This window comes from Bacillus sp. UNC125MFCrub1.1 (genome assembly GCF_000701305.1).
In the GTDB taxonomy this organism is placed as follows: domain Bacteria; phylum Bacillota; class Bacilli; order Bacillales; family Bacillaceae; genus Bacillus; species Bacillus altitudinis.
This window is the reverse complement of sequence record NZ_KL370769.1, coordinates 1,133,446-1,154,356: the sequence shown is the minus strand read 5'-3', so window position 1 is coordinate 1,154,356 and position 20,911 is coordinate 1,133,446. Positions and strand designations below refer to the sequence as shown.

Sequence of the window (20,911 nt, the reverse complement as noted above, 5' to 3'; positions counted from 1 at the left end):
AGATGAAAACACATAACGCACAAAATCTTCAGGCGAAAGATGATCAGTTCATTTGGCATCATATGAAAGGGACAAACAAAGAAAATGAAAGTATGGTGATTCATGAGGCAGAAGGCGCATGGGTGACAGATATTCATGGAAATCGCTATTTAGACGGGATGTCAGGACTATGGTGTGTCAATGCCGGATATGGACGTAAAGAGCTTGCAGAAGCGGCGTATAAGCAATTAAATACGATGCCTTACTACCCACTGACACAAAGCCATGTGCCAGCGATTCAGCTGGCTGAGAAGCTCAATGAATGGCTAGGCGGGGACTATGTGATTTTCTTTTCTAACAGTGGTTCTGAAGCGAATGAAGCGGCATTTAAGATTGCCAAACAATATCATGCGCAAAAGGGAGAGAGTACACGCACAAAATTTATTTCCCGATATCGATCGTATCATGGCAACACAGCAGCAGCTCTAGCCGCAACGGGTCAAGCGCAGCGTAAGTACAAATATGAACCGTTAGGGCAGGGGTTTATCCATGTCGCACCACCTGATATGTACCGGCATCCTGAAGATCAAGAGAGCTTGGCAAGTGCTGCTGCAATAGATCAGGCCATGACGTGGGAACTAAGTGAGACGATAGCTGGGGTCATTATGGAGCCGATCATTACGGGCGGAGGTATCCTAATGCCGCCAAAAGGGTATTTGAAGAAGGTCAAAGATATCTGTGAAGCCCATGGAGCGCTTCTCATTGTAGATGAAGTCATCTGCGGATTTGGCCGGACAGGAAAGCGGTTTGGATTTATGCATGAGGAAGTGAAGCCAGATATCATCACCATGGCAAAAGGGATCACAAGTGGATATTTACCGCTATCTGCAACGTGCGTGAAACGAGACATTTATGAAGCGTATGCAGGAGAAGATACGTATGACAGGCTACGGCATGTGAATACATTTGGCGGTCACCCTGCTTCCTGTGCGGTTGCGCTTGCTAACTTAGAGATCATGGAAAACGAGCAATTAGTGGAGCGGTCACGCACGCTTGGCCAAGACATGCTCGAACGTTTGCAAGAGTTAAAAGAGCATCCATTTGTCGGTGATGTGAGAGGAAAAGGCCTGCTGTTTGGAATTGAGCTTGTGCAGGATCAGGCGTCAAAAAAGCCAGCTGATCCAAGTGTAGTCGGTCAATTGATTGCAGAATGTAAAAAGCGGGGATTGATCATCGGGAAAAATGGCGATACAGTGGCTGGCTATAATAACGTGGCACAGCTAGCACCACCGCTAAATATCACTGATGAAGACGCCTCATTCATTATTCATACTTTAAAAGAAAGCATGGCACAATTATAGCAGAGATTTCTCTGCTTCAGATTGTTGACAAAGGGCTAAAATGAACTTGATTTTAGCCCTTTGTCTTCTTTTCAGCGTGATAGAAAACCTTTCCAGCCCTAGGAAGGGTGAGTACTGGCGCGGAGCGAATTTGACATTCGTGAGCACCAGCACGCAGGAATTACAAAGAATGCGAGGGTTTGCCTACACGCTGTAGCAGAGAGGTTTCTCTGCTTTTTTCTATGCCCTGAAAGGATCAGGTTTTGATCGATCTGCTAGGCTGAATGGTCAATGGGCACACTAGGTGTATTGAAAAAAACATGCGATTCTATTACTGTAAGGAGAAGATAGAACCAATACACACGAGAAGGAGACGGCATATGAGTTTTCATGATCAACCCATTCTACCTGCTGTTCGCAATATGAAGCAATTTGAGGAATTTTTAAAAAGTCCATTTACATATGGGGTCTTACTAGATGTCCACTTAGGGCGGCTTAAGGGCATCATGAATGAGGCGAATGCGCATCATAAAAAAATGTTTGTCCATGTCGATCTCATTCACGGAATCAAACATGATGAGTACGGAACGGAATTTATTTGTCAGGAAATGAAACCAGCTGGCATTATTTCTACTAGGTCTTCTGTCATAGTAAAAGCCAAGCAGAAAAAGGTATATGCCATCCAGCGAATGTTTTTACTTGATACAAGTGCGATGGAAAAAAGCATGGAGTTTGTCGGGAAACATCGTCCAGATTTTATTGAAGTATTGCCGGGTGTCGTGCCAGATTTAATTACAGAAGTGCGCGAAAGAGCTGGAATACCAATATTTGCAGGAGGATTTATTCGAACAAAAGAAGATGTAGAAAGGGCGCTTGCAGCAGGGGCGACAGCTGTCACCACATCGAATACAGAGCTTTGGAAAGCGTTCCAAAAGTGAAAAAGATAAAATGTGAAAATTGATTGACAACGTTTTCATCCTCTGTTACTATAGCACTAAGTTAATATCATGTGATGGAGAAACGGAGATCCACAACGACGCTTTACTAGGTGACAAATGACCCTGATGTAAAGTATGTTTGTTGTGGATCTTTTTTCTTTATCTTTTCTACACATTTATAGGGGATGGCAACTGAACCAGAGGAGGAATTTTTCATGACACCATTTTGGGGTGAAGTCGTTGGTACAATGCTTCTGATTATTTTCGGAGGCGGTGTGTGTGCGGCAGTCAGTTTAAAGAAATCGCTCGCTTATCAGTCCGGCTGGATTGTAATCGCTTTCGGATGGGGATTTGCAGTAGCGATTGCAGCTTATGCCACTGGAGGAATCAGCGGTGCACATTTAAACCCCGCGCTGACAATAGGTCTTGCATTAGAAGGAAGTTTTCCTTGGGCTGATGTTCCAATGTATATTGTCGGTCAAATGCTTGGCGCATTACTCGGAGCTATTATTGTCTTCTTACATTACTTACCACACTGGAAAGCGACAGACGATCCAGGTGCAAAACTAGGCGTATTCTCAACTGGTCCTGCGATTCCGCATACTTTTGCAAACGTGCTCAGTGAAGTCATTGGTACATTTGTATTGGTGGTAGGAATTTTAGCGATTGGTGCAAATAAATTTGCAGACGGAGTCAATCCGCTGATTGTTGGTTTCTTAATTGTCGCAATTGGTCTTTCATTAGGTGGTACAACTGGTTACGCAATTAACCCTGCACGTGATTTAGGTCCAAGAATCGCACATGCCATTCTGCCGATTCCAGGTAAAGGTCCATCAAATTGGAAATATGCTTGGGTTCCTGTTGTTGGTCCAATTTTGGGCGGTGCATTTGGCGGTGTTTTCTATAATGCAGCCTTTAAAGCGAACGTCACACCAGCCTTTTGGATTGTAAGCGTTATTTTAGTTGTGGTATTGTTAGGACTCTATGTTTCTACGAAAAACCAGACAAATGCTGTCAATGAAAGTATGTAAGGGGAGGAAAACACCATGGCAAAAGAAAAATATATTCTCGCATTAGATCAAGGGACAACAAGCTCAAGAGCGATCTTATTTGATCAAGAAGGTAAAATTGCACATACAGCTCAGAAGGAATTCAATCAATATTTTCCGAACCCAGGCTGGGTAGAACACAATGCAAATGAAATTTGGAGCTCTGTTCTATCAGTTATTTCAACTGCTTTAATCGAATCAGGAATTGAAGCAGATCAAATCGCCGGTATCGGAATTACGAACCAGCGTGAGACAGCTGTCGTTTGGGATAAACATACAGGCGCACCCGTTTACAATGCAATTGTTTGGCAGTCTAGACAAACATCGGGTATATGTGATGAGCTAAAAGCGCAAGGACACGATGAAACGTTTAGAAATAAAACCGGTCTTCTGATTGATGCTTATTTCTCAGGCACTAAAGTGAAATGGATTTTAGACAATGTAGAAGGTGCTCGTGAGAAAGCAGAAAATGGTGACTTGCTGTTTGGCACAATTGATACATGGCTCATTTGGAAAATGACTGGCGGTCAATCACACGTGACAGATTATTCAAATGCATCAAGAACGTTAATGTTCAATATTTACGATCTGAAATGGGATGAAGAACTACTTGATATCTTAGGTGTTCCAGCTTCCATGCTGCCAGACGTCAAACCATCATCACACATTTATGGTGAAACAACAGACTATCACTTCTTCGGTAAAAATATTCCAATTGCAGGAGCGGCAGGAGATCAGCAGTCTGCGTTATTCGGTCAGGCTTGCTTTGAAGAAGGAATGGCGAAGAACACATATGGTACAGGATGTTTCATGTTGATGAATACAGGGGAAAAAGCAATTAAGTCGGATCATGGATTGTTAACGACGATTGCATGGGGCATTGACGGCAAAGTTGAATATGCTTTAGAAGGAAGTATTTTCGTTGCTGGCTCAGCGATCCAGTGGCTGCGTGATGGACTTAGAATGTTTAAAGACTCAAAAGACAGTGAAGCTTATGCTGAGCGCGTTGAGTCAACAGACGGCGTATATGTCGTACCAGCATTCGTTGGTTTAGGCACACCATATTGGGATAGTGATGTCCGAGGCGCTGTATTCGGTTTAACACGCGGTACTTCTAAAGAGCACTTTGTTCGTGCAACGTTAGAATCACTTGCTTATCAAACGAAAGATGTTTTAGATGCGATGGAAAAAGATTCAAACATCTCACTTAAAACATTGCGCGTCGATGGCGGGGCTGTAAAGAATGATTTCTTAATGGGCTTCCAAAGTGATTTGCTCGATGTACCAGTAGAACGTCCAGAAATTAATGAAACGACGGCACTCGGTGCGGCCTATCTTGCGGGAATAGCAGTTGGCTTCTGGAACGACCGTTCAGACATTGCAAAACAATGGAACCTTGACAAGCGCTTTGAACCTAAAATGGAAGAAGACAGCCGTGACTCGTTATACAGCGGGTGGAAAAAGGCTGTAAAAGCAGCTCAAGCTTTCAAATAAACAAAAAGTATGGTATACTTCAAGTAAGTTAATAGAACGGTTGGAGAACTGGAGAGACCGCAAGCACCGAAGTGTAGAAATACGCTTTGGGTGTTTGCGGTCTCTTTTTCTTTACCGTACAACATGGGAGGAACAAGAGATGACTTTTTCTAGCTTAGAAAGAGAACAAATGCTTCAGGACATGACAAAAAAACCATATGATGTGTTTATCATTGGTGGGGGTATTACTGGCGCTGGTACAGCACTTGATGCGGCTTCACGCGGAATGCGTGTCGGTCTTGCGGAAATGCAGGATTTCGCAGCGGGTACGTCTAGCCGCTCAACGAAACTAGTGCACGGTGGACTTCGTTATTTAAAACAATTTGAAGTGAAAATGGTCGCAGAGGTCGGTAAAGAGCGTGCCATCGTATACGAAAACGGTCCTCATGTGACAACGCCAGAATGGATGCTTCTTCCGATGCATAAAGGCGGGACATTCGGTAAGTTTTCAACTTCAATCGGACTTAGAGTATATGACTTTTTAGCTGGCGTTAAGCATAGTGAACGCAGAAGTATGCTAAGTGCAAAAGAGACACTTGCAAAAGAACCACTTGTGAAAAAGGATGGCTTAAAAGGCGGGGGCTACTATGTTGAATACCGTACAGATGATGCACGCCTGACAATTGAAGTCATGAAAGAGGCTGTGAAATTCGGGGCAGAAGCGGTCAACTATGCGAAAGTAAAAGAATTTATTTATGATAAAGGCAAAGTTGTCGGTGTTGTCATTGAAGATGTCACAACACAGAAAACATACGATGTATATGCGAAAAAAATCGTCAATGCGACAGGTCCATGGGTCGATCAGCTAAGAGACAAGGACCACTCAAAAGAGGGGAAACATTTACAGCATACAAAAGGAATTCACTTAGTATTTGATCAATCTGTTTTCCCATTAAAACAAGCAATCTACTTTGACACACCTGATAAACGAATGGTCTTTGCGATTCCAAGAGAAGGAAAAACGTACGTGGGAACAACAGATACCGTTTACAAAAAACAGCTGGAACATCCGCGTATGACAAAAGCAGATCGTGATTACGTGATCAAAGCCATTCAATATATGTTCCCAGATCTTAACATTACAGAGAAAGACGTTGAATCTAACTGGGCTGGTCTTCGTCCACTCATTCATGAAGAAGGGAAAGATCCTTCAGAAATTTCTCGTAAAGATGAGGTATGGACATCATCTTCAGGCTTAATCACGATTGCCGGCGGTAAATTAACAGGTTACCGTAAAATGGCTGAACACATTGTGAATCTTGTACGTGATGGACTGAAAGAGGAAACTGGAAAAGATTTCGGACCATGTAAAACGAAACATATGCCAATTTCAGGTGGGCATGTAGGCGGTTCGAAAAATATGGCATCCTTTGTTCAAGCGAAAACGGCAGAAGGAGCATCCGTTGGTTTGACAGAACCGATTGCACAAAAATTAGCTGAGAAATATGGCTCAAACGTCAGCAATGTCTTCAAGCGTGTAGAGCAGCTTCAAGGGGAAGCAGAAAAACGAAACATTCCCGCATATGTGTTGGCTGAACTTGTCTATGCGATCGAAGAAGAATTGGCTGTAACACCTGTCGATTTCTTCTTGAGAAGAACAGGCAGCCTATTATTTAATATCAATTGGGCAAAAACGTATGCACAGCCTGTTGTTGACTATATGGCAGATCGTTTTGGCTGGGATGAAGCGACAAAACAGAAACATCAAACTGAATTAGACCGACTATTCCATGAAGCAGTCGTACCGCTTGATGCTGAATAAGTAAAAAGCCGATCGTGTATCGGCTTTTTTTATTTTGTTCATCGTTTTTTCATATGTTCATGATATAACATGACATGAAGGATAATTCCATATAAAATAACAGTAGATGTTATTTTATTGATGATAAGAGCTGGGAGGACGACCATGAGTTGGAATACGAATTATGAGCGTTGGATCAATGAGAAGCACCTGGATACTGAACTAAGGGAATGGCTGGAGGCACATCAAGATGATCATCAAGCGCTTGAAGACTGCTTCTACAAAAACCTTGAGTTTGGTACTGGAGGAATGCGCGGAGAAATTGGTGCTGGAACGAACCGAATGAATGTTTACACTGTTCGAAAAGCATCTGCTGGTCTTGCTGCGTATATTGCAGCACATGGAGAGGATGCAAAAAAAAGAGGCGTCGCCATTGCCTATGATTCACGCCATAAATCTCCTGAATTTGCGATGGAAGCGGCCAAAACACTTGCTTCACATGGCATTCAAACATACGTATTTGACGAACTGCGTCCGACACCAGAACTCTCTTTTGCAGTTCGAGAACTGAATGCCTTTGCAGGGATTGTTGTGACAGCAAGTCACAATCCGCCAGAATATAATGGCTATAAAGTTTATGGAGAAGATGGAGGCCAAATGCCCCCATTTGAAGCAGATCAAGTCATTAAAGAAGTAGATGCCATCGAAAATGAATTAGCCATTTCAGTGGAATCAGAAGAAGTATTGAAGCAAAATGGTTTGATCCGCATGATTGGTGAAGAAATCGATCAAGCGTATATGGAAAAATTAAAAACCATTCGTGTGCACCCTAAGCTTGCAAAAGAAGTCGATGTCAAAGTGGTGTTTACCCCGCTTCACGGGACGGCGAATAAACCTGTCCGAAACGGACTTCAGGCCTTTGGTTATAAGCATGTGACGGTTGTACCTGAACAGGAAAAACCAGATCCGCAATTCTCGACGGTTACGTCTCCAAATCCAGAGGAGCATGCCGCTTTTGAATACGCCATCAAGCTTGGCGAAAAGCAAAATGCTGATATGTTGATTGCGACAGATCCAGATGCAGATCGATTAGGTATCGCTGTGAAAAATCATGATGGTGAATTTACCGTTTTGACGGGCAACCAAACAGGCGCATTACTGCTGCATTATTTATTATCTGAAAAACAAAAACTAGGTCAGCTGCCGCCTCGCCCCGTTGTAATGAAAACGATTGTGACAAGTGAGCTTGGGCGTGCTGTTGCCTCAGCATTTGGAGCTGACACGATTGATACGCTCACTGGCTTTAAATTTATCGGAGAAAAAATCAAGCAGTTTGAAGAAAGCGGAGAATACACGTTTCAATTCGGCTATGAAGAAAGCTACGGCTATTTGATCGGTGATTTTGCACGAGATAAAGATGCAGTTCAAGCGGCGTTATTAGCAGTTGAGGTCGCAGCCTTTTATAAGAAACAAGGGAAGTCATTATACGATGCGCTTGTTGATATTTTTAAGGAATTTGGATTTTACAGAGAAGGGTTAAAGTCATTAACCTTAAAGGGGAAAGTAGGAGCAGAGCAGATTTCTGCTATTCTTCATACCTTTAGATCAAACCCGCCAGCTTCTATCGCTGGTCAGCGCATTACGATCATTGAGGATTATCAATCAAGTCAAAGGCACCTTGTGGCTGAAAAGAAAGAAGAAACGATTCATCTGCCGGCATCAAACGTCCTGAAATATTTCCTTGAAGATGGCTCATGGTTTTGTTTACGACCTTCTGGTACGGAGCCTAAAGTCAAATTTTATATTGCAGTCAAAGGCACATCGTTAACAGACAGCGAAGAAAAGCTGAAACACTTATCAGAAGAAGTCATGAAAGTCGTCTATGACATTGTGGAAGAAACAGCTAAATAAAACATCACAAAGCCATCATGTCATGCATGATGGCTTTTTCTCAGTCAAAAGGATGAGAAAAAATCATCCTTTTTGAGAAAGAGCCGCACAGATGCTCATGGTATAATCAACATATTGATCAGAGAGGCAGTAAAAGCCGGGGGTACACACGATGGGAGATTACCAAGAAAAAGTCAAAACATTAAAAACGTTAAAAGAAATTGCTGAAAAGCTAAATGAAGGGATGGAAATGAAGGAAACGCTTCATGAAGTGCTTCATATGCTTATGGAAGTGACAGGCTTTCAAACAGCATGGATTTATTTTATAGAAAAAGACGGATCGTATGAACTAATGGCAGAAGTATGTTTACCTGAAGCGCTGGCAAAGCATCAAAAAGAGCTCATGTGTCAAAACGATTGCTATTGCATCAATCGATACACAAAAGGTTCACTCCAATCAGCGACCAATATCATCAATTGTAAACGGATTGAAACGGCGATTGAGCAAAAGCTTGGAGATACAGAAGGAATTACCCATCATGCAACCGTTCCTCTCCAAGCATGTAAGCGTACGTTTGGCTTATTAAATGTGGCGGCAAAAGGGAAGGTCACATTTACACAGGAGGAGCTGAATCTGCTTGAAAGTATTGCACTGCAAATTGGTACGGCTATTCAGCGTATGAAGCTTGTGCAAAATGAGCAGCAGCATGCACTGCTAGAAGAACGAAACCGGCTTGCGCAGGATTTACATGATTCTGTGAATCAAATGCTGTTTTCCGTGAGTTTGACTGCAAAGGCAGCGCGTCAAATGACAAGTGATCAAAAATTAGGTGAAATGATTGATTTTATTCAGCATTTATCACAAGATGCCCTCATTGAAATGCGCTCACTCATCTGGCAGTTAAGACCAAAAGGACTTGAAAAAGGATTTACGACAGCGATTGAAGAGTATGCACAGCTTTTAGGTCTAAATTGTTCATTGTCTTTATCAGGCTGTATGGAAATAGATCATTCAAAGCACGAGACCTTATTTCGCGTATGCCAAGAAGCTCTCAATAATTGCCAAAAGCATGCGGGTGTTGAGAAAGTAGAGGTCAAACTGGAGCAATCAGGAGACACGTTTGGTATGAAAATCATCGATCAGGGAAAGGGATTTCAGTATGATGAACAAATGAGTCTTCCTTCATTTGGGCTGAAAGGGATGGCTGATCGTATCCGAAGAGCAGGCGGTACATTTTGCATCAATTCTGAGCTAGGTAAGGGAACGACGATTGATGTGAAAGTACCATTTTCTCAAGAAAGGAAGGGATTGTCATGAGGGTAGTTATTGCAGATGATCATCATATTGTCAGAAAAGGGCTGGTCTTTTTCTTGCAAACTCAGCCAGATGTAGACATCGTCGGTGAGGCATCCAATGGGGAAGAGGCACTGCAGGTAGTTAGGCAAACAAAGCCTGACATTGTCTTGATGGATCTCTCTATGCCTGTAATGAATGGAATTGAGGCGACAAAGCAAATGACGCTGGATATGCCGGATGTCCGCATTGTCATTCTGACAAGCTATGCAGATAAGGACTATGTGATCCCTGCTATCCAAGCGGGAGCGAAGGCTTATCAGCTCAAGGATGTAGCACCTGAAAAGCTTCTCACGACAATGATTGAGGTGCAAAATGGTACGTATCAATTAGACGGTCATATTACGACGTTTCTCGTCCAGCATCTAACTGAACCTAAAGAGCAGAAATGGGCATTGATGAACGAACTGACCAATAGAGAACGTGATGTCTTATTTGAAATCGCAAAAGGGAAAAGTAACAAAGAAATTGCCTCATCGCTTTTTATTTCTGAAAAGACTGTGAAAACTCACGTGTCTCATGTGTTATCAAAGTTAGAGCTGGCAGATCGAACTCAGGCCGCTCTCTATGCAGTAGATTATCGAAAAAATCAGCCGAAAGAGCTGTTGTAAACAGTCATGGTGGACATTCCAAAAGACTTCATGAGTATTCTCTCGTGAAGTCTTTTCTTCTTTATGAAAGGCGGTTAGTAAAAGGCTGAAAAGAAAACAAAGAGCTAAAATAAAGTTCATTTTAGCCCTTTGTCAACAATCGAAAATCAACCTTTTCCTTTATGTGTACATTGGTTCAGCATATGCTTCAGCAACGGCAGCTTCTGAAGCATGGTCGATATACTGCAGGAGTCCATATAAACATTTTTCAACATCTGCATCGTTCCGGTTAAATTGATACGCATGTAAGAAATGCTCAATACGTTTCGAGAGCAAATCATCTTGCGTACGGACCATAAGAATAAGTAAATTATCCCATTGCGAGCGATGCGTATAATAAAGTGCCTTATCATAATCTGCCACATTCATTAAACCTTCTCCTTTCCCTTGAGAAGTCCTCATTAGTTTGCTCGGATCAGGTCGACTTTTTCAGGGGAAAAGTTGGTGTCTGCATAAACTGGGTACCGGGAATTATAGGCTGAATAAATGCTTGATGTATGAAAAAGAACCAACCAGCAAAACCTAAACAAAATAGACATGAAAGTGAGAATATTGATATTATGCACCCGAAATTATGGATGCTTTTTGCAGCAGGAATTGTTTTATTTGGCAGTCTCATGGTTCATCCATCTTCACAAGCAGCTGTGCAGCCGGCAGAGAATTGGGAAAGACTTGCGTATACTGCCTTGCAAGATGAATATGAAGGCGCCGCTTTAAACGATTATCATTACATTGGACGTACACAAGTGAATGAAGATCAAACAAAAGATGTGTTTCGCGTGACCGTGAAGGAAGGCTCCACACGATTTGCAGCACATGCAGAAATTTATTTTCATCCAGTGACGGGTCATTTGATTAGTATTAACATATTTCGGTTATAAAAAAGCACCTCTTTTAAAAAGAGGTGCTCCAGCTGAAAAGAAGATTTATTTCATGCTTCCTTGAAGATATGAACGAATATCCACACCGAGTGAATCCGCTAAACGCTGTCCATAATCTTCATCTGCACGATAGAAGTTGCAGATCGCAAGTAATTTCGTTTTTTCATTTACGCCTTTCAAGTCAGCTGTCAGGTTTTTGATCAATGCTTGTTTCTCTTCTTCAGAGTAGCTTCGATATTTTTCTCCAGCTTGTTTGAAATCATTTGGTTTTTCAATTTTTTGTCTCACCATACGGTCACCGTGAAGAACGGGTTCACTTTCTTTGTAGTGAGGGTTTTCTTTTGGCTGATCGTCATAACGGTTTGGTTCATAGTTAATATGACCGCTTGGACGAGTTGTTGTCATAAAGCCATCCTGTTGGTTATTGTGTACAGGCGCATAAGGACAGTTCACTGGGATGCGCATGTAGTTTGCACCTAGGCGGTGACGCTGCGTGTCAGGATAAGAGAACAGTCGGCCTTGAAGCAGTTTGTCTTCAGATGCTTCAATTCCTGGTACTAGGGCACTTGGCGTGAAAGCAGCTTGCTCTGTTTCAGCAAAGAAATTTTCTGGATTGCGGTTCAGTGTCATGCGGCCCACTTTTTGCAGCGGATAATCTTCCTCGCTCCACGTCTTCGTCGGATCACATGGATCATAATCTAGTTCATCATAATCACTGAGCGGCATAAGCTGAACGTAAAGATCCCATGCTGGATAATTTCCTTTTTCAATACGATCATACAAGTCTCTTGTCGCATGCTGGAAGTCGTTTGCTTGAATTTCTGCAGCTTCTTCCATTGATAAATTGCGAATGCCTTCTGATGGTCTCCAGTGATATTTCACATATTTTGTTTCTCCGTATTTGTTTACCCATCTAAACGTATGAACACCAGAACCGCGCATTTCAGCGTAGTTCGCAGGAATACCTTCGTCAGAGAATAGCCATGTGAGCATGTGAGTGGATTCAGGTGTTAACGTCATAAAATCCCAATAACGGTCAGGATCTTGAATGTTGGTTACAGGATCTGGCTTGAGAGAGTGAACCATGTCAGGGAATTTGAGTGCATCACGAATGAAGAAGATCGGCAAGTTGTTCCCAACTAGATCATAGTTGCCTTCTTCTGTATAAAATTTGACAGCGAAACCACGAGGGTCACGTAATGTTTCAGGTGAACCTTTAGGGTGAATAACCGTTGAGAAACGGACAAAAACGTCTGTTTGTTTTCCTTCTTCACTTAAGAAGGCTGCTCTTGTATGTTTCTCCATGCTATTTTCTACTTCAAACACACCATAAGCGCCGGCGCCCCTTGCATGAACAACACGCTCTGGAATACGTTCACGGTCAAAGTGTGCAAGTTTTTCAATCAAATGGTAATCATCAAGAAATGAAGGCCCTCTGTGACCAGCAGTTCTTGAGTTTTGATTATCGCCAACTGGCACGCCTTGATTCGTCGTCAAATTTTTATGATTAGAATTTGTCATTCTTTTTCTCCTCCTGTAAACAAAAAATGGTTTCTAGCAATCTATATACCCTAATTATATTGAATCAAACATGATAGTCAATATTTATTTATAATAATTTTAAATAAATTATTATTACAAGGAGGTAAAGAAAAAGACGAAAGAAATAAATTCTTTCGCCTTAGAGCAGAAGCTCTCTTAGAGCATCTTTGTTTTGTGTTAAATCACTTAATGTGTATTGGTCAAGAACGTTTAAATAAGCAGTGAGTGCTTCATGAAGTACGTGCTTTAATGAACAAATCGGGGAGATAATACAGCTGTTTTTCTTCGGATCAAAGCATTCCACCATGACTAAATCATCCTCTGTATATCGGACAACCTCACCAATATTAATGCTTTCTGGGCTTTTCCCCAGCCTAATTCCACCATTTCTTCCGCGGATCGTTTCTACATAACCACGTTTTCCTAGATGGTAAATGACCTTTGTCAGGTGATTTTTCGAAATGCCATAAATATCGGCAATCTGCTGAATATTTGACAGTTCATTGTTTTCTCTCGAAGCTAAATAAATGAGTACCCTTAATGAGAAATCTGTATAATTCGTAAGTTTCATTTGGACGACCTCTAAACCTAATAGAGTTTTGTATCATCGTAACACATTTTAGACAAAAACTGTTCGAGAATGTATTAAATGTGACAACATTTAAAACATGTATTATAAATATTGCTTTTATACGTTGTCTTCCATTACGATAAAGATGTATTTAAAATACATCTTTTGAAAGAAGGAATAACGATGTTATCCACAGATCAAATGAATGCCATTAAACAATCAGCCCCTCTTCTAAAAGCTGAGGGAACAAAACTTGTGACAGTTTTTTATCAAAATATGATCAGACAGCATCCAGAGCTACTCAATCAGTTTAATAAAACAAATCTCATGAATGGAAGCCAGCCAGAGGCGCTTGCCGCAACACTCTATCAAGCTGCACTGCACATTGATCGCTTGGCAGACTTGTTACCTACTGTGAAACAAATTGCCCATAAGCATGTCAGTGTCATGGTGAAAAAAGAGCAGTACCCAATCGTCGGATATCACCTTCTTGAAGCAATGAAAGAGGTATTTGGGTTATCAGAGGAAGATGACACATTGTTGGCTTGGAAGGCTGCATATGACATCATTGCGAATATATTCATCACCATTGAGGCAGAAATGATGGCTGAAAATGTGAAACAAACGGGTGGATGGGCAGATGTCAAACCGTTTATTCTGAAGAAAAAGAAACAAGAATCTCCATCACTCATTTCCTTTTATTTCGTACCAGAGGATGAATCTGAGCTACCAATGTATGAAGCTGGTCAATACATTACGGTGCAGGTAGATATGCCGGGTGAAGCCTATGTATGCAGCAGACAATACAGTTTATCAGATCAATATCACCCATCTTACTATCGCATCACCGTGAAACGAGATGGGCATGTCTCCACATTCCTGCATGATGAAATGAGAGAAGGCGATATTCTTCACGTGAGTATGCCGCAGGGAATGTTCTGCTTGCAAGATGACACAAAAGAACCCGTTTATTTGATTAGTGCCGGTTCTGGTGTCACACCAATGATTGGTTTAGTGAAAACAGCGTCGCATAACAATCAGCCATTCACGATGATTCATGCAGACAGACTAGAGGATGTAACCGCTTTCGAACAAGAGTTTGAACACGTTCTCACTTCATCTCCAGAGGGGCGTATTATCCTTTGTAACGAACAATTTGAAAAGAGTGGAAAGAGTGATCTGGTTGAGAAGGTGGCTACGCGGATTGACCGACCTTTCCTTCAATCAGTGATTGGTGAAGGAAAAGGCCAATTTTATGTTTGCGGTTCTCCAGCATTTACTCAAGAGATGATCCTTATTCTAAAAGCGATGGACATCCCAGAAGAGAATATCCATTTTGAAGCGTTCGGCGGGCAGTCCATGAAAGAAATGGAAGTCGTCTAAACAACTGGCTGAACATCATGTTTTTTTAGGTACGCTCATATAGTAGGGATAAGTCCGATGAGGAGGGATGGTTTCCTTGAGCGTATCTGAAAAGCGTCTTTTACAACGAGCCATTGATGAAATTACAGAAATTGCAGAAGGATTTGGTCTGGATTTTTATCCGATGAGGTATGAAATCTGTCCCGCGGAGATTATTTATACATTCGGTGCATATGGCATGCCAACACGATTTAGCCACTGGAGCTTTGGAAAGCAATTTCACAAAATGAAGCTTCATTATGATTTAGGATTAAGCAAAATTTATGAGCTGGTGATTAATTCAAATCCTTGCTATGCCTTTCTCCTTGATAACAATTCGCTTGTTCAAAATAAACTAATTGTGGCTCATGTCTTGGCACACTGCGATTTCTTTAAAAACAACTGCCGTTTCCAAAACACAAAACGAGATATGGTGGAAAGTATGTCAGCGGCAGCAGAGCGAATTAAAGAATATGAACATATCCACGGTACAAAAGAAGTCGAGTCCTTTTTAGATGCTGTATTGGCATTGCAGGAGCATATTGATCCGTCGCTTGTTCGTTCAAAATTAAGCTGGAATCTCGACGATGAAGATGAATATGAAGAGGACAAACCAAAACGTCAAACGCCATATGATGATTTGTGGGGAATGGATGAACCGAAAACACGTGAGAAAAAGAAAACGATCAAGCAATTCCCCCCAAATCCAGAAAAAGATATTTTGCTCTTTATCGAGGCACACTCCCGGGAGCTAGAGCCTTGGCAGCGGGATGTGCTGACGATGCTGAGAGAGGAAATGCTCTATTTTTGGCCACAGCTAGAAACGAAAATCATGAATGAAGGCTGGGCATCGTATTGGCACCAGCGGATTATGCGTGAACTTGATTTAGATTCAAGTGAATCGATTGAATTTGCAAAATTAAATGCAGGTGTCGTGCAGCCATCTAAGACAGGAATCAATCCTTACTATTTAGGGCTGAAGATTTTTGAAGATATTGAAGAGCGCTACGATCATCCATGCGAGGAATTAAAAAAAGCAGGAGTGACGGAAGGGTCCGGTCGCAGCAAAATGTTTGAAGTGCGAGAAATTGAATCAGACATTTCTTTTATTCGAAATTACTTAACGAAAGACCTTGTGATGAGGGAAGATTTGTACTTGTTTCAAAAGCAGGGGAGAGACTATAAAGTCATTGATAAAGAATGGAAGGCAGTCCGTGATCAGCTAGTCAGCATGAGGGTCAATGGCGGCTTTCCGTATTTGACAGTCATTGATGGCGACTATTTAAAAAACAACGAACTCTATATTAAACATTGGTATGAAGGCATTGAGCTTGATCTCAAATACTTAGAAAAGGTGCTTCCATATTTGTATCAGCTATGGGGAAGAAGTGTGCACATCGAGTCAGTTCTTGAAGGAAAAGAAGTGATGTTTTCATACGATGGAAAAGGGGTTCATAGGAAGTATCTCACTTAATGATCAAAAAAGATGTCTACGACTAGACATCTTTTTTTGTGATTAGCACTTTATTGGTTTTTCAGCAGTTTGAAAATGTGTTTCGCTTGATCTGTATTTTCCATAAGCCCTTTTAGCTGCTCACTTGTTGGTCCATAAGCATAAAATGGTACTTCATCCCCTGTATGACCCGATGTGGTCCAGCCTGTATGAGACCTCGTATTGATGACTTTTTCGATGGCATCATCGATTTGAACAGGATCTTTTGTTTCAGCCGCCTTTTGAATAGAGGCGATTTCCTCTTTTGTGAAATCAAGGTCGATGTATTGTTGAAGCGCAGTCTCGACCGTCATACCCCCTACAATTTTGTTTGCAATGAAATCAGGTGTCTTTTTTGCTGCTTTGACAGGCTGATAATCCCAGCTGCCCGAGCCGTCTGCTCCGAAGGAAAGGCCGCCAGTTGAATGATCTGCGGTCGTGATGACTAATGTGTTTTTATCCTTTTTTGCGAAACGAATGGCTTCTTCAAATGCTTTTTCAAAATCCTTCATCTCACTCATCGCACTGACAATATCGTGGTCATGTCCAGCCCAGTCAATTTGACTGCCTTCAACCATGAGGAAAAATCCTTTTTTGTTTTTAGACAGCTGTTTGATGGCTGAGGATGTCATGTCTTGCAAGGAAGGGGTCGTTTTATCACGATCAATTGCTTTATCGAGACCACCGTCAGCAAAAATGCCTAACAATTTTTGCTGTTTGTTTTTTTGTAAGTCAGCTTTATTGGTTACGTAACGATAGCCTGCTTTTTGAAATTCTTTCGTCAAATCACGATCTTTGCGGACAAAATCGATCAGTCCTCCGCCAAGCATGACATCGACTGTATGCTGTTTGCCAATTTTCTCATCGAAGAAATCATCAGCAATGGCTGCTGTGTTTTTTCTAGACACATCGTGGGCGGCATACGCAGCAGGTGTCGCATTGGTTAATTCAGATGTGACGACGAGACCAGTAGACTTTCCTTTGCGTTTTGCTTCTTCTAATACTGTTTTTAGTTTTTTGCCATTTTTGTTTACACCAATGGCGTTGTTGTATGTCTTTTGACCAGTTGCCATGGCTGTACCAGCTGCTGCTGAATCAGTAATGTTACTTTTAGAATCATCAGGGTATGTTTTATGCATGCCAGTGAGGTAAGGGTCAAACGCTGTTTGCTTGGAAAGATCACCGTTGTGTTTAAATGAGCGGTAAGTTGAAAGGTAAGGTGTTCCCATGCCATCTCCAATGAGCACGATCACATTTTGTACGTCATTTTTTGGTTTCTTTTTAGCCTCAGCTTTGTCAGCCTGTCCAAATTCAATTCCTGAAAAAATACCAATCGATAACACAGATGCGGCTGCGATTGCAGCTATTTTCGTTTTCGAGCTTTTCAACACACTCATTCATTTTGCCTCCTCATTGTTTATGTATCGCTCTCACGTTTACAATGGTAGAGCAGAAGTGTGGATTCCAAATGACAGCACCGTAAAGTTCACTTTAAAATTGTAAAGGTCCACTTTACATAGAATGAACCAAAAAGAGAAATGAATGTATGATTTATCTATGACAAGATGCATTTGTTTTGTCATGATTGTGTAATAAAAATGAAATAAAAAGAACCCTAAAAAAAAATAATTTTTGCCGAATTAATAAGCATAATGTCGTAGGAAGTCAAGACTATTTCTTCTGGTATTCGATCCTTATAATAGAAAGTAGATAAAAATTCGGATCACGATAGATACATACAGGAGGAACAAATGAAAAAACAATTGATCACAGCTGCAAGTGCAGTTCTACTTGGGACGACATTATTTGCCGGAGCTGCCTCAGCACAATCAGTAAAGGTTCAAAAAGGTGACTCTCTTTCTGTTCTAGCGAAAAAATACAAAACAACCGTGAGTAAGATTAAATCAGACAATAAACTGAAATCTAACACGATTTATGTTGGACAAAACTTAAAAGTGAATGGTACTTCTTCAAAAAAGGTAACGAAAACATCAAAAACAACAACAAAAGTAAAAGCGTCTTCAACGACAGCCACTCATAAAGTTGTCAAAGGTGATACTTTATCTAAAATCGGCAAAAAATATGGAATGACAGTGAAAGAGCTGAAATCGTTAAATAAACTCAAAACAGATCTGATTAAAATTGGACAAAAGCTGAAAGTGAAAAAGACATCCAAAGTGAAACCAACACCTGTCAAAGAAAAAACAGTTGCTACTTCTTCTTTAAACACGTCTAAACTCGTAGCAGATGCGAAAGCACAAAACGGTACACCATATAAATGGGGTGGAACGACACCGAAAGGCTTTGATTGCAGCGGTTTTATGTGGTATATCATTAACAAACAAACAAAGATTTCAAGACAAACAACTGAAGGTTTTTGGGGATCAATGAAAAGCGTCTCAACACCTAAAGTTGGAGATTTTGTCTTCTTTACAACCTATAAATCTGGCCCATCTCACATGGGTGTCTACCTTGGGAACAACAAGTTTATCCACGCTGCTTCTGATGGTGTGACGATCAGCGATATGACTTCAAGCTATTGGAAGCCAATTTACCTTGGCGCAAAGACATTTGTAAACTAATAATGGATCTTAAGAGACTGCTTACTAGGCAGTCTCTTTTTTTGTATATCGTTTGCGCAGCTCAATCAGTCCTTTATCATAGCTCTCTATGAGTCTAAAGGCTTTTAAATAAGCAAAAGTGGAGACGAGTTATCAAAAGAATAATTTTATTTTCACTTTATAAAAATTATATCAAAAAAGTATAATTTTGTATGTTGTATAATAAATAGAAGAGGCCAAGCTATGATTTGAATAAAGATTGAAGAAAATCTACCATGAATATTGACAAGTATTTTGTTGGTAAATGAGAATTTTCACTCTGTTTTGAAAAAAAGTGTTTTCATTTTTTAATTTTCATATATAATAATTTTACGCCACCAATTTATTGCGCTAAATTAAATCTAAATATTCAGAAAATAAAGTGAATTACGAAGTGGTGGCGTCTTTAGACGGATACTAAGTTTTGGGAGTGATGGTATGAGCAATTCGTTGTTTAGAAAGAAGAGCATTTCAGAGCTAATTGCGGCAACACAAGGGGAAAAAGCGTTAAGAAAGGAATTAGGTTCATTTGACTTAACGATGCTTGGTATTGGAGCGATTATCGGTACAGGGATATTTGTTCTGACAGGTACAGGCGCCGTCACAGCAGGACCAGGACTTGTTTTATCATTTGTGATTGCAGGTCTTGCATGTTTATTTGCGGCATTGTCATATGCGGAATTCGCTTCCACAGTGCCAGTATCAGGATCTGTTTATACATTTACGTACGCATCTATGGGAGAATTTTTAGCGTTTATCATTGGCTGGGATTTGATATTAGAATATATGCTAGCCGCTAGTGCCGTTTCAGCAGGCTGGTCAGGCTACTTTGTGTCGTTTTTAAATGGGATAGGGATTCATATACCGGTTGAATTAACAGCAGCACCAGGTGGTTTAAAGGGTCAAGTGACATATTTTAATCTTCCTGCATTTATTATTTTAATGATCATCACCTTCTTGCTGTACTTCGGTATTAAAGAATCAAAACGAGTCAACAACATTATGGTCATTATGAAAATTGCGGTGATTCTGCTCTTTATTTTAGTCGCTGTGAAATATGTAAAACCTGAAAACTGGACACCATTCGTTCCTTTTGGAACTTCAGGCGTGTTAAGTGCAGCAGCTCTCGTATTCTTTGCATTTATCGGATTTGATGCAGTTGCTTCTGCGGCAGAGGAAACAAAAAATCCATCCCGCAACTTGCCAAGAGGAATCATCACTTCCTTATTGATTTGTACCATGTTGTATGTGGTAGTCAGTGCCATCATGACAGGCATTGTTCCATTTATGAACTTTGAGGGAGTATCCCATCCAGTGTCTCTTGTTTTACAAGTAGCCGGTCAAAATTGGGTGGCGGGTATTGTAGATGTTGGGGCGATTTTAGGGATGACCACGGTCATGCTTGTCATGCTGTACGGCCAAACACGTGTCATGTTTGCCATGTCTCGTGATGGCTTGGTACCAAAGGTTCTTTCAAAGGTTCATCCAAAACATAAAACACCTTATATCAATACTCTTTTCTTTGGAACATTGTCAGCATTAATGGGTGGATTCATTCCGCTTGATGAGCTGGCAAGTCTAGTGAACATCGGAACACTTTCAGCTTTCATTTTGATTTCAGTTGCTGTCATTGTCATGAGAAAAACACAGCCTGATTTACCGAGAGCATTCAGATGCCCCGCAGTGCCGCTCATTCCAATCTTGGCTATTCTATCTTGCGGACTGCTCATTTATAAGCTTGGCACCATCACATTTGTTCGTTTCTTAATCTGGCTTGCCATTGGGCTTGTTGTCTATTTCTTATATTCAAGAAAGCACTCCGAATTAAACAAAAAATAAGAGTGTACAGAAAAAGCCAGTATGACTGGCTCAGCGTGTAGACAAACCTTCGCATTCTTTGTCAGTTCTGCGCGCTGGTGCTCACGAATGTCAAATTCGCTCCGCTCCAGT

At 41.1% G+C, this 20,911-nt stretch carries 17 protein-coding genes; 13 read left to right on the top strand and 4 right to left on the bottom strand.

Annotation, left to right across the window (positions count from 1 at the left end; genetic code table 11):
- Positions 1-2: 2 nt before the first annotated feature.
- The 8 genes from N521_RS18615 to N521_RS18580 all read left to right on the top strand — a co-directional run bounded on the left by N521_RS18615 (position 3) and on the right by N521_RS18580 (position 10,435).
- Positions 3-1,340: an aspartate aminotransferase family protein gene (locus tag N521_RS18615; protein WP_035392574.1), complete on the top strand. Its 1,338-nt coding sequence runs from the start codon at positions 3-5 to the stop codon at positions 1,338-1,340.
- Between the two features lie 359 nt (positions 1,341-1,699).
- The gene (locus tag N521_RS18610) at positions 1,700-2,257 is read left to right on the top strand and encodes a glycerol-3-phosphate responsive antiterminator (RefSeq protein WP_017360356.1); all 558 of its coding nucleotides are present in this window, start codon (positions 1,700-1,702) and stop codon (positions 2,255-2,257) included.
- A gap of 215 nt (positions 2,258-2,472) precedes the next feature.
- The gene (locus tag N521_RS18605; protein ID WP_008349011.1) at positions 2,473-3,288 is read left to right on the top strand and encodes an MIP/aquaporin family protein; all 816 of its coding nucleotides are present in this window, start codon (positions 2,473-2,475) and stop codon (positions 3,286-3,288) included.
- Between the two features lie 15 nt (positions 3,289-3,303).
- Positions 3,304-4,800, top strand: coding sequence for a glycerol kinase GlpK (gene glpK, locus N521_RS18600; RefSeq protein ID WP_007497075.1), 1,497 nt, complete (start codon positions 3,304-3,306; stop codon positions 4,798-4,800).
- A gap of 139 nt (positions 4,801-4,939) precedes the next feature.
- Positions 4,940-6,601 carry a glycerol-3-phosphate dehydrogenase gene (gene glpD / locus N521_RS18595; protein WP_035392572.1) on the top strand — a complete coding sequence of 554 codons (1,662 nt, stop codon included), beginning with the start codon at positions 4,940-4,942 and terminating at the stop codon, positions 6,599-6,601.
- A 144-nt stretch (positions 6,602-6,745) separates the two neighbouring features.
- Complete coding sequence (locus N521_RS18590; RefSeq protein ID WP_035392569.1) at positions 6,746-8,491, top strand: phospho-sugar mutase; 1,746 nt, start codon at positions 6,746-6,748, stop codon at positions 8,489-8,491.
- A gap of 151 nt (positions 8,492-8,642) precedes the next feature.
- The gene (locus N521_RS18585) at positions 8,643-9,788 is read left to right on the top strand and encodes a GAF domain-containing sensor histidine kinase (protein WP_035392567.1); all 1,146 of its coding nucleotides are present in this window, start codon (positions 8,643-8,645) and stop codon (positions 9,786-9,788) included.
- Positions 9,785-10,435 carry a response regulator gene (locus N521_RS18580; protein WP_035392565.1) on the top strand — a complete coding sequence of 217 codons (651 nt, stop codon included), beginning with the start codon at positions 9,785-9,787 and terminating at the stop codon, positions 10,433-10,435. The genes N521_RS18585 and N521_RS18580 overlap by 4 nt, the downstream gene beginning before the upstream one ends.
- Before the next feature lie 159 nt (positions 10,436-10,594).
- On the opposite strand, the gene N521_RS18575 is transcribed toward N521_RS18580, so the two are convergent.
- Positions 10,595-10,843 carry a YhdB family protein gene (locus N521_RS18575; RefSeq protein WP_008349000.1) on the bottom strand — a complete coding sequence of 83 codons (249 nt, stop codon included), beginning with the start codon at positions 10,841-10,843 and terminating at the stop codon, positions 10,595-10,597.
- Positions 10,844-10,971: 128 nt separating this feature from the next.
- Between N521_RS18575 and N521_RS18570 the strand changes: the two genes are divergently transcribed.
- Positions 10,972-11,355, top strand: coding sequence for a YqzG/YhdC family protein (locus N521_RS18570; protein ID WP_008348999.1), 384 nt, complete (start codon positions 10,972-10,974; stop codon positions 11,353-11,355).
- 45 nt (positions 11,356-11,400) lie between these two features.
- Here the strand turns inward: N521_RS18570 and N521_RS18565 are convergent, their stop codons facing one another.
- Positions 11,401-12,876, bottom strand: coding sequence for a catalase (locus tag N521_RS18565; RefSeq protein WP_008348997.1), 1,476 nt, complete (start codon positions 12,874-12,876; stop codon positions 11,401-11,403).
- A 160-nt stretch (positions 12,877-13,036) separates the two neighbouring features.
- Positions 13,037-13,468 carry an Rrf2 family transcriptional regulator gene (locus N521_RS18560; protein WP_035392563.1) on the bottom strand — a complete coding sequence of 144 codons (432 nt, stop codon included), beginning with the start codon at positions 13,466-13,468 and terminating at the stop codon, positions 13,037-13,039.
- Positions 13,469-13,651: 183 nt separating this feature from the next.
- Here N521_RS18560 and N521_RS18555 point away from each other — a divergent pair, with 183 nt between their 5' ends.
- The gene (locus tag N521_RS18555) at positions 13,652-14,851 is read left to right on the top strand and encodes a globin domain-containing protein (protein WP_035392561.1); all 1,200 of its coding nucleotides are present in this window, start codon (positions 13,652-13,654) and stop codon (positions 14,849-14,851) included.
- Between the two features lie 67 nt (positions 14,852-14,918).
- A complete protein-coding gene (locus tag N521_RS18550; protein WP_374998525.1) occupies positions 14,919-16,343 on the top strand; it encodes a SpoVR family protein in 1,425 nt (474 codons plus the stop codon).
- A gap of 50 nt (positions 16,344-16,393) precedes the next feature.
- Here the strand turns inward: N521_RS18550 and N521_RS18545 are convergent, their stop codons facing one another.
- Entirely contained in the window at positions 16,394-17,758 is a 1,365-nt protein-coding gene (locus tag N521_RS18545) for an alkaline phosphatase (RefSeq protein WP_035392556.1), read from the bottom strand.
- Between the two features lie 354 nt (positions 17,759-18,112).
- Between N521_RS18545 and N521_RS18540 the strand changes: the two genes are divergently transcribed.
- Together N521_RS18540 and N521_RS18535 are read left to right on the top strand one after the other, a co-directional pair.
- Positions 18,113-18,943 (top strand): C40 family peptidase, encoded by an 831-nt coding sequence (locus tag N521_RS18540; RefSeq protein ID WP_035392554.1) that lies wholly within the window; start codon positions 18,113-18,115, stop codon positions 18,941-18,943.
- A gap of 456 nt (positions 18,944-19,399) precedes the next feature.
- The gene (locus tag N521_RS18535; RefSeq protein ID WP_024719963.1) at positions 19,400-20,800 is read left to right on the top strand and encodes a branched-chain amino acid transporter BcaP; all 1,401 of its coding nucleotides are present in this window, start codon (positions 19,400-19,402) and stop codon (positions 20,798-20,800) included.
- Positions 20,801-20,911: the final 111 nt, after the last annotated feature.

Coding starts and splice junctions, on each gene's coding strand:
- N521_RS18615 (WP_035392574.1), top strand. CDS start 3: ATGAAAACACATAACGCACAAAATCTTCAGGCGAAAGATGATCAGTTC.
- N521_RS18610 (WP_017360356.1), top strand. CDS start 1,700: ATGAGTTTTCATGATCAACCCATTCTACCTGCTGTTCGCAATATGAAG.
- N521_RS18605 (WP_008349011.1), top strand. CDS start 2,473: ATGACACCATTTTGGGGTGAAGTCGTTGGTACAATGCTTCTGATTATT.
- glpK (WP_007497075.1), top strand. CDS start 3,304: ATGGCAAAAGAAAAATATATTCTCGCATTAGATCAAGGGACAACAAGC.
- glpD (WP_035392572.1), top strand. CDS start 4,940: ATGACTTTTTCTAGCTTAGAAAGAGAACAAATGCTTCAGGACATGACA.
- N521_RS18590 (WP_035392569.1), top strand. CDS start 6,746: ATGAGTTGGAATACGAATTATGAGCGTTGGATCAATGAGAAGCACCTG.
- N521_RS18585 (WP_035392567.1), top strand. CDS start 8,643: ATGGGAGATTACCAAGAAAAAGTCAAAACATTAAAAACGTTAAAAGAA.
- N521_RS18580 (WP_035392565.1), top strand. CDS start 9,785: ATGAGGGTAGTTATTGCAGATGATCATCATATTGTCAGAAAAGGGCTG.
- N521_RS18575 (WP_008349000.1), bottom strand. CDS start 10,843: ATGAATGTGGCAGATTATGATAAGGCACTTTATTATACGCATCGCTCG.
- N521_RS18570 (WP_008348999.1), top strand. CDS start 10,972: ATGAAAAAGAACCAACCAGCAAAACCTAAACAAAATAGACATGAAAGT.
- N521_RS18565 (WP_008348997.1), bottom strand. CDS start 12,876: ATGACAAATTCTAATCATAAAAATTTGACGACGAATCAAGGCGTGCCA.
- N521_RS18560 (WP_035392563.1), bottom strand. CDS start 13,468: ATGAAACTTACGAATTATACAGATTTCTCATTAAGGGTACTCATTTAT.
- N521_RS18555 (WP_035392561.1), top strand. CDS start 13,652: ATGTTATCCACAGATCAAATGAATGCCATTAAACAATCAGCCCCTCTT.
- N521_RS18550 (WP_374998525.1), top strand. CDS start 14,919: ATGGTTTCCTTGAGCGTATCTGAAAAGCGTCTTTTACAACGAGCCATT.
- N521_RS18545 (WP_035392556.1), bottom strand. CDS start 17,758: ATGAGTGTGTTGAAAAGCTCGAAAACGAAAATAGCTGCAATCGCAGCC.
- N521_RS18540 (WP_035392554.1), top strand. CDS start 18,113: ATGAAAAAACAATTGATCACAGCTGCAAGTGCAGTTCTACTTGGGACG.
- N521_RS18535 (WP_024719963.1), top strand. CDS start 19,400: ATGAGCAATTCGTTGTTTAGAAAGAAGAGCATTTCAGAGCTAATTGCG.